Consider the following 14,521-nt stretch of genomic DNA (forward strand, 5'->3'; position numbering starts at 1 on the left):
CGAATATGGTGCGCACCGGCGTGAAACTGTTTTGCGTTTCCCCCGAATTCGTCTAGCGTTTTGGCGCAAGAGGGAGACCGCAATGCCAGATGTAGAGTTGAATTTCAGCCGCGCCGAATATGCCGCGCGATTGGCCAAAGTGCGCACCAAAATGGATGCAGCAGGGATCGAGGTGCTGTTCACCTGCGATCCGTCGAACATGGCATGGTTAACGGGGTATGACGGGTGGTCGTTCTATGTGCATCAGGGTGTCATCATCGGCCCAACGGGGGATCCGATTTTCTGGGGCCGTGCCATGGATGCGGTTGGGGCGACGAAAACTTGTTACATGGGTTTGGATGACATCGTTGGGTATTCTGACGATTATGTCATGTCCACAGAGCGTCACGCCATGCAACATCTGGCTGCCCTGTTGAAAGAGCGCGGCTGGGCGCAGCTTCGACTGGGTGTTGAAATGGAGAATTACTATTACACTGCCAAAGCCCATGCAGTTTTATGTGCAGAGATTGGGCAATCGCCCACGGATGTCACGGCCCTTGTAAACTGGTGCCGCGCGGTGAAATCGGATCAGGAATTGGTTTATATGCGCCGTGGTGCGCGTATTGTGGAACGGATGCACGAACGTATCTTTGAGGTGTTCGAACCTGGCAAACGCAAGAATGAAGTGGCGGCGGAGATTTGGCACACAGCCATTTGGGGGGCAGAAGAAGACGGCGTTCAGTTTGGCGGGGATTATCCTGCGCTGACGCCGCTTTTGCCAACGGGGGACGAGGCGGCAGCGGCGCATTTGACGTGGAATGACAAACCTGTTCCGAACAATTCTGGTACTTTCTTTGAAATTGCAGGGGTGCATCGACGCTATCATGTGCCGTTGTGTCGGACCATCTGGCTGGGGGAGCCGCCTGCGGATATCCAACAGGCGGAAGAGGTTGTGCTCGAAGGGATTGACGCGGGCATTGATGCGGCGCGGGTTGGCAATACGGCGGGCGATGTGGCGCGGGCGTTTTATGGGGTTTTGGAAAAACATGGTGTGGAGCGGGAAGGGCGGTGCGGCTATCCCATCGGCATGAGCTATCCGCCTGATTGGGGGGAGCGGACGTTTTCTATCAGGCCGTCGGATGAGACGGTGTTTGAGGAGAATATGACGTTTCACTTTATGCCAGCGCTGTGGATGCCCGAGTGGGGGCTTGAGATCACCGAAACCCTGCGTATTCGCGAGGGTGGGGCGGCAGAGCCGCTGGCCAATGTAGATCGAAAATTGTTTGTGAAAAACTGATGGATCAGCTGACAAAAACGATTGAGATTTTGGAGACGCTTGTCGCGTTTCCGACGATTTCAACGGACAGCAATCAGGCCTGTGTGGATTGGATTGTGGCGTATTTGGCGCCGCTTGGCGCGCGGATTGATGTGTCGTCTGACACGCCTGGAAAGGCAAATATCTTTGCCACCATCGGCCCAGATGTAGAGGGCGGTTTGATCCTGTCTGGGCATCTGGATGTGGTGCCTGTGGCGGGGCAAGATTGGTCGAGCGATCCGTTTTTGTTGCGTGAAGAAGCGGGGCTTTTGTACGGGCGGGGCACCTGTGACATGAAGGGATTTATCGCGGCGTGCCTTGCGCTTGCGCCTGAATTTGCTGCCGCTGATCTGGCCCGCCCCGTGCATTTTGCTTTCACCTATGACGAAGAGACGGGCTGTCTTGGGGCGCGGGTTCTGGTGGATGAGATGGTTAAGGCGGGGTTGCGGCCCAGTGCGGCGATTATTGGTGAACCGACGTCGATGCGGATCATTGAAGGGCACAAAGGGTGTTGTGAATATACGGTTGAATTTACGGGGGTAGAGGGGCATTCATCGCTGCCCGATTTGGGTGTGAATGCGCTGGAATATGCCACCCGATATGTGACGGAACTGATGCGGTTGCGTCAGGATTTGCCTGATCGTGCCCCTGAAGGATCGCGATTTGATCCGCCGCACACCACATTGCAGGTGTGCATGCTTGAGGCGGGTGTGGCCCATAATGTGATCCCGAATAAGGCATCGGTGGGCTGGGAAATGCGGCCTGTTCAGGCCTCTGATCTGGAGTATGTGCGTGGTGAAATCGCCAGTTTTGCGCAAGACGTGTTGCTTCCTGAAATGCAGGCGAAGTCTCCGCTTGCGGGGATTGAAGAAACATTCACGAGCGAAGTGGCAGGGTTGGAACCAGACCCTGACAGCGAGGCCGTGGCCATCGTGCGCCGTTTAACAGGTGGAAATGAAACGGATGTTGTTTCGTTTGGGACCGAGGCTGGGCTGTTTCAAAAGGCGGGTGTCAGTGCGGTGATTTGTGGTCCAGGGTCCATTGAGCAGGCGCATAAGCCTGATGAATTTGTCAGCCGCGATCAATTGAACGCTTGTCTTGAGATGTTGTCCCGTGTGGCGGGGCAGTTGCAGGACTAAAGTGTTACGCTTGGGGCGCGTTACTCCCCAAGCGCAATGCCTTCGCGTCTGGGGTCTGCACCGCCTGTCAGGGTGTCGCCGATGGCAATGCCGTGCAGGCCAGAGTTGATGGGTTTGACTTCTACTTTGAAGCCGATGGATTCGAGTGCGGATTGCAGCGTTTTGGTTTCGCCTTTGTCCTCCAGTTCGAATGTGCCCCAGCGGTTGACGCGGCGGGGCATGTCGATGGCGGCTTGGATATCCATGTGCCAATCGATGTGCGCGATGATGGTTTGGGCGGTAAAGCCGATGATGCGGCTGCCGCCGGGTGATCCGATGACAAGGACTGGTTTTCCATCTTTCAGCACAATTGTGGGCGACATCGACGAGCGAGGCCGTTTGCCGGGCGCGAGCGCATTGGCGATGGGTTTGCCATCGCGGTTGGTGCGGAATGAGAAGTCAGTCAGTTCGTTGTTGAGGATGAACCCCCCTGACATGAGGCGTGAGCCGAAGCGGTTTTCCACAGTCGTCGTCATCGACAGAGCATTTCCATAGCTGTCCACAATGGAAAAATGAGAGGTGGAGGGGAGTTCGATGCTGTCGTCATCGGCCCAGATAAACGTGTGATCAAAGTCTGGTTCCCCTGCCGTTGGCTTTTCCAAAGCCGTGTCGGTGTTTAGCTGTTTTGCGCGGTTTTCGAGGTATTTTGGGTCAACCAGTCCTTTGGTCGGGACGGGGACAAAATCGCTATCCGCCATGTAACGCCCGCGATCGGCAAAGGCGAGCCGTGAGGCATCCCCAATAATGCGCCATGCTTCAGGATCATCCGGCCCAAGTGTGGCCATATCAAAGGGTTCAATCAGCTTTAGGATTTGTCCAACTGTCAGCGCACCAGAAGAGGGTGGTCCCATGCCACAGACATCATACGTACGGTAGGTGACACACACAGGGGCGCGTTCCTTCACACGGTATATTGCCATGTCCACAAGGGATAAGACCCCTGCGTTTCCTTGTGCGTTTTGCACGGTGGATACGATGTCTTGGGCGATTGGCCCTGTATAAAAGGCTTTTGGCCCGTCGTTTTGCAATGCGGTTAATGTGGCAGCGTAGTCTGGATTTTTCAGCACGTCCCCAGCCACAAGCCCCGTGCCATTTGGAAAGAAATAGGCGGCGGTTTCGGGGAAACGGGACAAACGGTCTGGGTCAGCTGCGATGCTGTCTGCCAGCCGTGGGGATACGGAAAACCCATCACTTGCCAAGGATTTCGCGGGGTCGAGCAGGGTGGCCCAAGGTTGGTTTCCCCATCTTTTATGGGCTTGGGCCATGAGCATCGGCGTGCCAGGTGTGCCGACAGATCGCCCGCCGACAACCGCATCGAAGAATTTTAATGGTTCGCCTGTTTCATCCTGAAACAGTGTTGGTGTGGCGCCAAGTGGGGCTGTTTCGCGCCCGTCGAGTGTGGTGACAGCCCCTGTTGCCGCATCATACCAAACCAAAAACGCGCCTCCGCCAAGGCCAGATGATTGTGGTTCCACCAGCCCTAAAACGGCCTGAACCGCAACCATCGCATCCGCTGCGGTGCCGCCATTGCGCAAAACATCTGCGCCCGCCTGAACGGCCAGCGGATTGGCGGCACTGATCATCCAGTTTTGCGCTGTGGTTGATTGCCCAGCGTTTCGCGCCGCAAGGGCGGCCTGCGCGGCACGGGGCAATTCTTGTGCGAAAACGGATGAGCCGAACGCCAAAATAGCGGTCAGAACGATGCAAATACGAGCCATGAAACCTGCCTTATTTTAATGCGGTGGTGTGACACTGCACTCTGAATAGCGCGGATACACAATAAATTTTAATAGATTTTTAACGATTTGTTGGTGTGAACAGGGGGGAAAACAACAGTTCGTTAAGAACGACCCAATAAGTTGCGAGACAGCAGCAGCCCTTAAAACCAAGGGAAATGTGACGAGGCAAGAGGCAAGTGAGATCAGGCAGAGTATACTATTTAACATGATAAATGCAATAAATTCAACATGTTAAGTTTTTATCAAATGGTAAATTTCACCGTTTGAACACATTTTGGCCCAGATTTTTCGTGAGTCTACCCTCATCAAATGTAACGCGGTTGCGCCCCAAATCCGTTGGGTTGCGCCGAAAATGAGTAACGATTGGAAGAGACATGAAACGTATGACAGTGAAATCAGCGGCTTTGGTAACAGGGTTCCTTGCTGCAACGGCACCTGTGATGGCTGCGCAATCCACGGCGAACCTTGCAGTGACAGCAACCGTGGCGGACACGTGCGCGATTACGGCGACAACAGCGTTGGCCTTTGCCACTATTGACGGGGGCAGCGTCACCGATGAATCCGTGAATGGTATCCTGACCGTGGTTTGCACATCCGCGAAAACGGGTGTGACCGTTGATATGGCGGGCGGCAACAACGCATCAGGGGGCCAGCGCCGCATGTCAGACGGTGGTACGGCTTTTCTGCCATATAACATCCATTCCGACAGCGGACACGCATCCGAAGTGGCCATTGATGGCGAAATCTATAACGGCGACGTCAGTGCGGCGGTTCCGTTGTTGATCAATGTTTACGGGCAAATCCCAAGCGGCAGTTACACAGCAGGCGTGTACACCGACACCATCTTGGTCACCCTGACATACTAATCCAAAAAATCGAGTAGGGAAAAAATGAAAAAAGCGATCAAAATTATTGCAGGAGCCTGTCTTGTACTGGCCCCTGCGGTGACGCAGGCACAATCTTTGTCGGTATCTCCAACGCGGTTGGAGGTCCCAAACAAAGGGTCTCAGACCACGCTCACGGTTAAGGCCGAAGGCGGCGGAACCGCAGTTTTGCAAATGCGGGTCATGTCATGGAAAGAAGGCCAAGACCCAAGCCGGATGAAACCCACACGCGATGTGGTGATCAGCCCGCCCATTGCAAAATTGAAACCACGCCAAGAATTAACCGTGCGGGTCGTGCGCACCAAAAAACGCGCTGTTCGCAAACGGGAATGCTATCGCGTTTTGGTGGATCGTTTGCCTGGACGCCCCGTCAAAGGCCAAGTGGTTAAGCTGCAAGTGCGCCACTCTTTGCCTTTGTGCTTTACCTCTTAACCATCTGATTTGGGGCATATCATGATGGTTAAAAACTGGACGAAAACGGCGATTTTGGCCGCTGCTGTTTGGGGCCAAATGGCCCAAGCGCAGACCGCCACAGATGACGTGGATGTATCTGCGGTGGTTGAGGCAGCGCAAATCGCCGCCCCCGCCGCGACCACCCCTTTGTTTCTGGAGGTGTTCATTAACGGGGAAAGCACGCAGTTGATTGCGGAGTTCACGCATCACACCAACAATCGGTTTTCCTCGACACGCAGTGAATTGACCGAAGTCGGCATCCGCCCACCGTTTGGTATTGGCGGAGATGTTTACCTCGATACGATTTCTGGGTTGGAATATGTGTATGATTCGACGGGGCAACGGCTCTATATCACAGTGCCGAACCGATCCCGTTTGCCAAAGGTTTTGTCAGGGTCACGGCGTGCATCCCATGTGGCCCCTGAACGCAGCTTTGGTGCGGTGGTCAATTATGCTTTGGCCACAGAATTTGGGCCTGACTCCACCACGCAAGATTTTGATTTCACGGGGTTAACAGGGTCTGTTGATGGGTGGATTTACGCGCCTTTCGGAACGCTGTCGAACACAGGTTTTTTTCGCGCGGATGCCACCAATGTGGCCAAAGTGAATTACGTGCGCCAAGAAACGCGTCTTGAATTTAACAACACAAAACATGCCGTTAGCCTTTCTTTTGGAGACTTCCAAAGCTCCACCGTCGCATGGAGCCGTCCAATCCGCATGGGCGGTGTGCAGTTTCGCAAAGATTTCAGCCTGCGGTCTGATATTGTGACCGAGCAATTGTTCACCTTTGAGGGCGCTGCCGCTGTGCCGTCGACGGTTGATGTTTTCATCGAAAACAATCGAACCTTTTCTGGTCAGGTCGGATCTGGCCCGTTTTTGCTGGATGATGTGCCGGTGTTCAGTGGCGCAGGCGATGCCGTTGTGGTTATCCGCGATGCAGACGGCAATGAACGCACCGAAGAAGTTTCCTTTTTCGCGTCGCGTAATCTGTTGAAAAAAGGGCGGTTTGATTTTTCGTTTGAGGCTGGCAAAGCCCGCGAGGCGTTTGGCACGCAAAGCAACGAATATGGCGATGACACTGTTTATTCAGCCAGCCTGAAATACGGTGCCACAGAACGAGTTACGCTTGAAGCGCACCTTGAAGGCAAAAACGATTTGTCGATGGGTGGCATCGGATTTACCACCGTCCCGTTTCGCCGTGCGGAAGTGACCCTATCGGCTGGTGCAAGCAAATACCAAGGCAACACCGCAGCGTTTTTTCACGGGGAATTTCGCACAAAAATTAAAAACGTTGATGTGCAGTTCAGCACCCTTCGTGCCGAAGAAGGGTTTGCGGATTTGGCCTTTGCCACTGGTGTCGATTTCTTGGGCGCGGGTGCCATTCAAACGGGGGGCTCTTTGCTGGAGTTTCCGACAGCCACTGATGTTTTATCGCTCGGCCTGCCGATGAAAAAGCAGGGACAGAATTTAGGTATGAGCTTTGTTCGCTCTGCGCGGGCCAGTTCTGATGATGCAATCGCGTCCGTTTCGTACGCGCGCAATCTGGGGATTGGCGATGCGTCGATTAGCGTTTTTGGCTCTCATAATCTGGTGACGGATAACAACCGCATCGCGCTTAGTCTTGCCGTGCCTTTGGGCAAAAAGACGCAAGTTCGTTCATCTTTGGTGACGGATGCGAGCGGGGCGCTCAATTCGAATATTTCATTGTCACGGCCGTTGGGCGATGCGGTTGGGGATTACGGGTATCAGGCGCAATTGGCGGATAATTCGACCAATGCTTTTGGCAGCGTGCGTGGGTCGTATCGCACCCGTTTTGCCAAAGTCAGCGGCGAGGTGTCCCGATCTTCTACCAACACTTTTGCCCGCGGAGTGGTTGAGGGGTCCATCGTCTTTACGGGTGGGAAGCTGGCGGCGGGCAATGCGATCCATGACAGTTTTGCACTGGTGGATACGGGTGTGGCCAACGTGCCTGTGCATCTGCAAAACCGCCCAGTGGCCAAAACTGGCCCTGCGGGTCGTGCGTTGGTTCCTGGACTGACGTCTTTCCGACGCAATCGGATTTCTGTTGATGTTAATGATGTACCGACACACGTGACCCTGAATGCCAGCGCCATGGAAGTTATTCCAGCCCGTCGTGGTGGGGCATTTGTGGATTTTTCAGGCACTGAGGGACAGGGTGTTTTGGTCACGGTTCAAGACGCAAACGGCAACGTCCTTCGTCCGGGTCTGGACGTAAAAGTGAATGGCAACCGAGAGCAAAGCGTTGTGGGTTATGATGGTTTGGTGTGGGTGGAAAACGTGAAGCCGAACAATCGTTTGCGTATCGATACGGCCGCAGGGCCCTGTCAGGCCAAGTTTACGTATAAGAAAACAAGCGCGCTGCAGCAGGCCATTGGCCCAATTGTGTGTCAATAAATGAGGATTGTTTTTTGCATATGTCTCGCACTTTTTGCAGTGTGTTTTGGGCCAAAGGCGGTGCAGGCGCAAACCTGTAGCGCCACGATTTCCCCGATCAATTTTGGCGCGATCAGCGTGCGTGCGGGTGCGGTCAATGAAACATCGGGTACGGTCACGGTGGAATGCACGGGGGCATTGATTTCCCCTGTGGGTGTTTGCATTCGTCTTGGCGATGGGTCGGGCGGTGCGGGCAGCAACAATTCCCCACGATACATGAGCAATGGCAGTGGGGGGCAATTGAGCTATCAGCTTCGGCCCAATGGTAACAGCTCTTCTAATGGAACATGGAACGAGGTGTTTGTTCTGGTTCCTGTCATCCTTGGCAGTGGATCGGTGAGCATTCCGATTTACGCATCCATCACATCGAATACGGTTGCGGTGGATGCGGGGAGTTACACATCCACGTTTTCGGGGCCATCTGATGCGCGGATCACCTATGGCGTAGCATCCTGTTTGTTGCTGGCGTCCGATGCGACGATCCCAGACTTTTCAGTGAGTGCGGATGTTGTTGCCAGTTGTGAATTGAACGTGTCGGCGATGAATTTTGGGAGCTTGAACACGCAGGTGATTAACCCTGTGTTGCAAACCGCAAATATCAATGTGGCCTGTACCGACAACACAAATTATTCCGTAACCTTGTCCCAAGGGCAAGGCGGTGGGTCGGGACCTGCGGATCGACGGCTGAGAAATGGCGGATCGGAACTGAGTTATGGGCTTTACCAAGATGCCAATCGGGCCGTGCCGTGGGGAGATTTGGCCACAAATGATGTGAACGCCACAGGCATTGGCGCAAATCAATCGTTTACGGTTTATGGTAAAATCCACGCGGGCCAGTCGGCGCAATTTGGCACTTATACCGATAATGTCGTGGTCACGGTGGTGTATTAACACAGGATTGGACGGACCCATCTGCGTGGCTGATGGTTTTGGCCGGCGTTCACTGTGGGGGAATTAACAGATGGCAGTCCCTAGGGGAATCGAACCCCTCTTTCCAGGTTGAAAACCTGGCGTCCTAACCGATAGACGAAGGGACCGCGATCTGTGAGACGGCTTTTAGTCTGAGACTTTGCGCGGTTCAAGATGATTCTTTCGCAAATTCGCACTTTTTATTCTGCGGGGGCCACATCTTCTAAGCGCAGTTTCGCTTTGCGCCGTCCGCCCCATTCGTCGATCTCTAATCGGCCTGCCAAATGAAAGGATTGTCCTTTGTGATTTTCCAGCATTGGGCCAATTGGACCATCAAATGCGCCAAAGCAAATGGCGTCAATGCGTCCGCCATTGGCGTCTTGAGCGGTCAGGCGAAGATGGCTTTCGCCCGCGCGTTTTGCAAAAGCGATTTTTTGGGCTGGCAAGGCGAATCGAGGTGCAGGCGCGCCGGCCCCGAAAGGACCTGCCATTTCCAGTTGTTCAACCAATTCGGTGGTGATGGCAGAGGGCATCACCGACCCATCAAGGCGCAAATCCTTGGGCCCAATTTTATCGGCCCCTTGTTTGCGCAGCAATTCGCCAAGACGGTCCATCGCTGCTTCGAGCTTGTCTTCGGCAACGGTGAGGCCCGCGGCCATTTTATGCCCGCCCCCTTTTAACAAAAGCCCTTCGCGCGCACAGGTTGCAATGGCAGAGCCAAGATCAATGCCTGTCACGGACCGTCCAGAACCTTTGCCTTCGCCCCCTTCAAGCCCAATCACAATCGCGGGTCGGTTCGATGTTTCTTTGAGCCGCGATGCAACGATGCCCACAACACCAGGATGCCAATTTTTACCCGCAGCCCAAACCAGCGGTGCATCAAAGCCGCGCTCTTCGGCTTGTTCCATGGCGAGCAGGCGGACCTGTGCTTCGATTTCGCGACGGTCATCGTTCAATTGGCTGAGTTGGTCCGCCATGGCCTGTGCTTCGTCAGGGTTTGTGGTGGCCAACAGGCGCGCGCCGAGGTCCGCCTTGCCGATACGTCCCCCCGCGTTGATGCGGGGACCAAGAGCAAAGCCAAGATGGTAACTGTTGGGGGCAGAGGTCAGGCGTGCGGCATCTGACAGCGCGGCAAGGCCCACGCGATTGCGCTGCCCCATGACCTTCAGTCCTTGTCGCACTAAGGCGCGGTTTAGGCCCGTTAGCGGGGCCACATCGGCCACTGTTGCCAGTGCGACCAGATCCAAAAGGGCCATGAGATCAGGTGTCTTTTCACCATTTTCGCGCAAGTTTCTGTTCACAGCCACAAGGGTTAAGAACACCACGCCCGCAGCACACAGATTGCCAAATTCGCTGTCTTCGTCTTGTCTGTTCGGGTTTACCACGGCCAGTGCAGGGGGCAGCGTTTCGCCGCCCATGTGGTGATCAAGCACGATTACATCTGCCCCTTTGGCCGCTGCAATCGCATCGTGGGACAGGGTTCCGCAATCCACGCAGATGATCAAATCGTGCCGCGCGGCAAGGTCGGCCATGGCCGGTTCGTTGGGGCCGTAGCCTTCGTCAATGCGGTCGGGCACAAAGAGCGTGGCGGGGATGTTAAAGTTGCGCAGATAGTCGATCAACAGGGCAGCCGATGAACCACCATCCACATCGTAGTCTGCAAAAATTGCGATTGTTTGGTGTTTGGCAATGGCCTGCGTGATCCGTTCTGCGGCGGTGTCCATGTCGCGAAAGATCGACGGGTTGGGCATCAGATCGCGCAGAGATGGCGCAAGGTAAGCGGTGGCATTTTCCGCTGCAACGCCAAGGCGGGCCAATGTCCGTGCCAAAGTTGCTGGCAGACCCGTTTGTTGTGCGATGGATTGTGCCAAGCGGTCGTCATTTTCTGACAATCCCACCCACTTGCGCCCTGTGGCGGACGCAGAAACACCCAAAAAAGCGGTCATTTTTTCGACTTCTGAAAAGGTTCACGCCCGCGCAGCAAGGCGGTCAGCACAAAGACAGCCACAAACCAGCCCAGAATGGCAAAGGCTAACCAAATAATGAGAAACGCGTCTGCTGTGCCAGACATTAAAACGCCGAGAGCAAACAATATGCCAATGGACCAGCCTGATATCCACACCATCATAAAGATGATCGAGACCCATTCCCGTTTCCGTTTGGGGGCCTTTGGCATGGGCTGTGTGTTGGGCGAAAGGTCGTGATTGTGCTTTTTGCGAAACTCGTCGAGGTAGCTGTCCGCAATCGACTTTTTCGGTTCCGTGTCTGGCCTGTCAAATCCGACTTTACGCGCCATGGTGCCCCTAAGTTATTGGTTGTTTTGGCGGTATTTAATACGCCGCACGGACCCTGTTTTTGATCGCATCAAAATGGTTTCGGTTTCCATATAGTCGCCGTCTTTGCGCGTGCCTTGCAGGATGGAGCCGTCTGTGACGCCTGTCGCGGCAAAGATCACATCCGCTGTGACCAGTTCGTCGCGGGTGTAGATACGATCAAAGTCGGTGATGCCAGCGCGGCTGGCGCGGCCTCGTTCGTCATCGTTGCGGAAAGTCAGGCGGCCATAGAATTGTCCACCCATACATTTCAGCGCGGCAGCGGCGAGAACGCCTTCTGGTGCGCCGCCAGAGCCCATGTACATGTCGATGCCTGTGATGGCGGCTTCGGCGCAGTGGATGACACCCGCAACGTCGCCGTCAGTGATTAGGCGAATGGCGCAGCCTGTTTCGCGGAGTTCCGCGATCATGGCTTCGTGGCGAGGGCGTTCCAGAACGCAAACTGTGATCTGTTCGGTTTTGCAGCCCTTGGCTTTGGCCAATGCTTCGACCCGTTCGCGTGGGGACATTTGCATAGTGACTGTGTCTGGTGCAAAGCCTGGGCCGATGGCCAATTTGTCCATATAAACATCAGGAGCGTGCAGCATGGAGCCCCGTGGACCCATAGCAATCACGGTGAGCGCATTTGGCATGTCTTTGGCCGTGAGTGTCGTTCCTTCGAGAGGGTCAAGCGCGATGTCCACGCCCGGGCCGTTGCCCGTACCCACTTCTTCGCCGATGTAGAGCATCGGTGCTTCGTCGCGTTCGCCTTCGCCGATTACAACAACGCCTGCGATGTCGAGCATGTTGAGCTGTTCGCGCATGGCGTTTACGGCCGCTTGGTCGGCAGCTTTTTCGTCGCCGCGACCCACCAATTTAGCAGAAGCAATCGCTGCCGCCTCTGACACACGGGCAAGGCCCAAGGAAAGCATACGGTCGGCAAAATCAGCAGTATCGGTCATCGCGAAGGGTCCTCTTGGTATAATGTGGTGTCCCCATGCCGCAAAACGCCATTGGTTACAACAATAAAGCATTTACAGGATCACATTCTAAGGCAATTCTGTGGGCAAAGAAATTGATCATTTGGGAACTGCTATGGGGAATATTCTGATTGATGTGGTGCTGCCACTGGCGTTGGCGTTCATCATGTTTACGCTAGGGCTGGGGTTGAAAATCACCGATTTCACACGCGTTTTTGCGATGCCCAAGGCGTTTGCGGTTGGGATTGTGAACCAAATGATCCTGTTGCCGATTGTGGGGTTTTGCCTTGCGATTGCATTGGGGTTATCGCCAGAAATTGCGGTAGGCATGATGATTTTGGCTTTGGCGCCTGGGGGTGTGACCACCAATGTTTTGGCAAAAATCGGTGGCGGCAATACGGCCTTGTCCATTTCCTTGACGGCGGTTGTTACTATCATTTCTGCGATCACCCTGCCGATCATCATCGCCTTTTCGGTGCGGTATTTCATGGGGTCAGACGCACCAGAGGTGAATACGCTGTCATTGTCTGTGACGATGTTTTTGATGACCGTGGTGCCTGTTGTCTTGGGGATGGGTGTGACGGCGTTGTCGCCAAGTTTTGTGGATGGGGCTGGTCAATGGCTCGGTCGGTTGGCGGTGGTGTTGTTTGCGGTGATCGTTTTGGCAGCAATTCTGACGAATTTAGATGTGCTGTTTGACAACATTGAAAGTCTTGGCCCTGCTACGATTTTGCTGATGGGGATCATGCTAACACTGGGTTTGCTGAGCGCCAAAGTGTTGGGGTTGAGCGTACAGGACGCGACCACGGTGGCAGTGGAAACAGGGGTGCAGAACAGCACGCTGGGCATTGCGGTGGGGGCGATCCTTGCGGGGCAAATATTGGGCGGTGTTGACGGATTTTCCACCTTTGCGCTGCCCTCTGCCATGTATGGAGTGCTAATGTACTTCGGGGCTGTGCCGTTTGTTTTGTGGCGGCGTAGCAAACACTAGACATGCGCTGCGTCAAAGGCGCCAAGGTTTTCGCCTTGAGCGCCTATTCGTTGTTAGACGCGTCCATTTTGTTGCCGATGTCTTGGGCGCGGTTTTCTAGCCAACTGGCAATTGTAAGAATGGCCAAGGCGACGGCTGCAACGAATCCAGCTTCCCACAAATAGCCGAGTCCGCAGGCCACGCCTATTGCGCCAACAGTCCAAACTGCGGCACCTGTGCCCATGCCCCGCACCATTCCTTCGCCGTTGGAGTTTGACATGATTGCGCCTGCACCCAAAAATCCGATTCCCCCGATGATGCCTTGAATTACACGGGTTGGATCAATGGAGATTGCGCTTTCAACCTCTGCCACTGTGCTGGCTGCAAAGTTTAGGGTGATCATTGTGAAACAGGCCGACCCAAGTGCCACCATCATAAACGTGCGCACGCCAACAGGTTTGTTTTTGATACTGCGTTCTAAGCCGAGAAGACCCGCAAATAATACGGCGAGACCCGCATGGAAGCAAAATTCATAAAAATCGGTGATCATTTTCTGTCCTGTTCTTTTTTGTATCGCAACAGCGCAATATGTTCGTTTGCTTCGGATTTGCGATCCTCAAGCATGCAGGTTTCGACAAAGCCAAGGTGGTCTTCGATGGCTTGGCGTGCGCCGGCTGGATTGCGAGCCAGAATGGCATCGTGAATGGCGCGGTGTTGATCCAGTAAGGCGCTGCGGGTGGTACGCACTTTGAACATGACTTGGCGATTATAAAACACGCCTGCGCGTAGCATTTCAAACATGGAACGCATCATGTGCAGCATAAAGACGTTGTGTGATGCCTCTACAATGGCCATGTGAAATTCCGCATCGAGTGCGGCTTCTTCGGCGGGGTTTCGTTTGGAATGTGCGTTTTCCATTTTGCGAAACAGCGTTGAGATGACTTTGTGATCTGTGTCCGAACCGAGCCGTGCGGCCCGTTCTGCGGCCAATCCTTCGAGATCACGGCGAAAGGCGATGTAATCAAACAGCGCTTCTTCGTGAGAGGAGAACAATTTGATCAGAGGTTCAGAAAAGGCAGAGCCCAAAACATCCGCCACAAAGACGCCTGAGCTTGCACGTGTGGCCAACAGATCGCGTGACACGAGATCGGCAATCGCTTCGCGGATTGATGGGCGCGACACACCGAGCCGTTCGGATAAATCCCGTTCCGATGGCAACCGTTCGCCAGGGCGTAAAATCCCGCGCAAGATCAGTTGTTCGATCTGGCGCACAACGGTATCTGCAACCCGTTCTGTCTGAATTTTTTGAAAAGGCATCTTGGCTCTCGGATCAGAATTGGTCTGATAA

13 protein-coding genes and 1 tRNA gene are annotated in these 14,521 nt (G+C 54.4%); 7 read left to right on the forward strand and 7 right to left on the reverse strand.

Annotation, left to right across the window (positions count from 1 at the left end):
• Positions 1-82 precede the first annotated feature (82 nt).
• Both QBD29_RS04490 and argE read left to right on the forward strand, forming a co-directional pair.
• Positions 83-1,276 (forward strand): M24 family metallopeptidase, encoded by a 1,194-nt coding sequence (locus tag QBD29_RS04490; RefSeq protein ID WP_280100120.1) that lies wholly within the window; start codon positions 83-85, stop codon positions 1,274-1,276.
• Positions 1,276-2,433: an acetylornithine deacetylase gene (argE, locus tag QBD29_RS04495; protein WP_280100121.1), complete on the forward strand. Its 1,158-nt coding sequence runs from the start codon at positions 1,276-1,278 to the stop codon at positions 2,431-2,433. Before QBD29_RS04490 ends, argE begins: the two co-directional genes overlap by 1 nt.
• 20 nt (positions 2,434-2,453) lie before the next feature.
• Here the strand turns inward: argE and ggt are convergent, their stop codons facing one another.
• On the reverse strand, positions 2,454-4,190 hold the full coding sequence (ggt, locus tag QBD29_RS04500) for a gamma-glutamyltransferase (RefSeq protein WP_280100122.1): 1,737 nt from the start codon (positions 4,188-4,190) through the stop codon (positions 2,454-2,456).
• Positions 4,191-4,585: 395 nt separating this feature from the next.
• Between ggt and QBD29_RS04505 the strand changes: the two genes are divergently transcribed.
• Genes QBD29_RS04505 through QBD29_RS04520 form a run of 4 tightly spaced genes read left to right on the forward strand, consistent with a single transcriptional unit; the run spans position 4,586 to position 8,893 of the window.
• Positions 4,586-5,077 carry a spore coat protein U domain-containing protein gene (locus tag QBD29_RS04505; protein ID WP_280100123.1) on the forward strand — a complete coding sequence of 164 codons (492 nt, stop codon included), beginning with the start codon at positions 4,586-4,588 and terminating at the stop codon, positions 5,075-5,077.
• Between the two features lie 24 nt (positions 5,078-5,101).
• Complete coding sequence (locus QBD29_RS04510; RefSeq protein WP_280100124.1) at positions 5,102-5,527, forward strand: fimbria/pilus periplasmic chaperone; 426 nt, start codon at positions 5,102-5,104, stop codon at positions 5,525-5,527.
• A gap of 21 nt (positions 5,528-5,548) precedes the next feature.
• Complete coding sequence (locus QBD29_RS04515) at positions 5,549-7,963, forward strand: fimbria/pilus outer membrane usher protein (RefSeq protein ID WP_280100125.1); 2,415 nt, start codon at positions 5,549-5,551, stop codon at positions 7,961-7,963.
• A gap of 60 nt (positions 7,964-8,023) precedes the next feature.
• Positions 8,024-8,893, forward strand: coding sequence for a spore coat U domain-containing protein (locus tag QBD29_RS04520; protein WP_280100126.1), 870 nt, complete (start codon positions 8,024-8,026; stop codon positions 8,891-8,893).
• Between the two features lie 71 nt (positions 8,894-8,964).
• Here the strand turns inward: QBD29_RS04520 and QBD29_RS04525 are convergent.
• The 4 genes from QBD29_RS04525 to glpX all read right to left on the reverse strand — a co-directional run bounded on the left by QBD29_RS04525 (position 8,965) and on the right by glpX (position 12,185).
• A tRNA-Glu gene (locus QBD29_RS04525) sits at positions 8,965-9,039 on the reverse strand.
• 72 nt (positions 9,040-9,111) lie between these two features.
• Positions 9,112-10,857 carry a single-stranded-DNA-specific exonuclease RecJ gene (gene recJ, locus QBD29_RS04530; protein ID WP_280100127.1) on the reverse strand — a complete coding sequence of 582 codons (1,746 nt, stop codon included), beginning with the start codon at positions 10,855-10,857 and terminating at the stop codon, positions 9,112-9,114.
• Positions 10,854-11,207, reverse strand: a complete 354-nt coding sequence (locus QBD29_RS04535) for a hypothetical protein (RefSeq protein ID WP_280100128.1) — start codon at positions 11,205-11,207, stop codon at positions 10,854-10,856. Before QBD29_RS04535 ends, recJ begins: the two co-directional genes overlap by 4 nt.
• Before the next feature lie 12 nt (positions 11,208-11,219).
• Positions 11,220-12,185 carry a class II fructose-bisphosphatase gene (gene glpX / locus QBD29_RS04540; RefSeq protein ID WP_280100129.1) on the reverse strand — a complete coding sequence of 322 codons (966 nt, stop codon included), beginning with the start codon at positions 12,183-12,185 and terminating at the stop codon, positions 11,220-11,222.
• 100 nt (positions 12,186-12,285) lie between these two features.
• Here glpX and QBD29_RS04545 point away from each other — a divergent pair, with 100 nt between their 5' ends.
• Entirely contained in the window at positions 12,286-13,194 is a 909-nt protein-coding gene (locus tag QBD29_RS04545) for a bile acid:sodium symporter (protein ID WP_280100130.1), read from the forward strand.
• A 43-nt stretch (positions 13,195-13,237) separates the two neighbouring features.
• On the opposite strand, the gene QBD29_RS04550 is transcribed toward QBD29_RS04545, so the two are convergent.
• Together QBD29_RS04550 and QBD29_RS04555 are read right to left on the reverse strand one after the other, a co-directional pair.
• Positions 13,238-13,723 carry an MgtC/SapB family protein gene (locus QBD29_RS04550; RefSeq protein WP_280100131.1) on the reverse strand — a complete coding sequence of 162 codons (486 nt, stop codon included), beginning with the start codon at positions 13,721-13,723 and terminating at the stop codon, positions 13,238-13,240.
• Positions 13,720-14,490, reverse strand: coding sequence for an FCD domain-containing protein (locus QBD29_RS04555; protein ID WP_280100132.1), 771 nt, complete (start codon positions 14,488-14,490; stop codon positions 13,720-13,722). The genes QBD29_RS04550 and QBD29_RS04555 overlap by 4 nt, the downstream gene beginning before the upstream one ends.
• Positions 14,491-14,521: the final 31 nt, after the last annotated feature.

Source organism: Amylibacter sp. IMCC11727 (assembly GCF_029854195.1).
Taxonomy (GTDB): Bacteria; Pseudomonadota; Alphaproteobacteria; order Rhodobacterales; family Rhodobacteraceae; genus Amylibacter.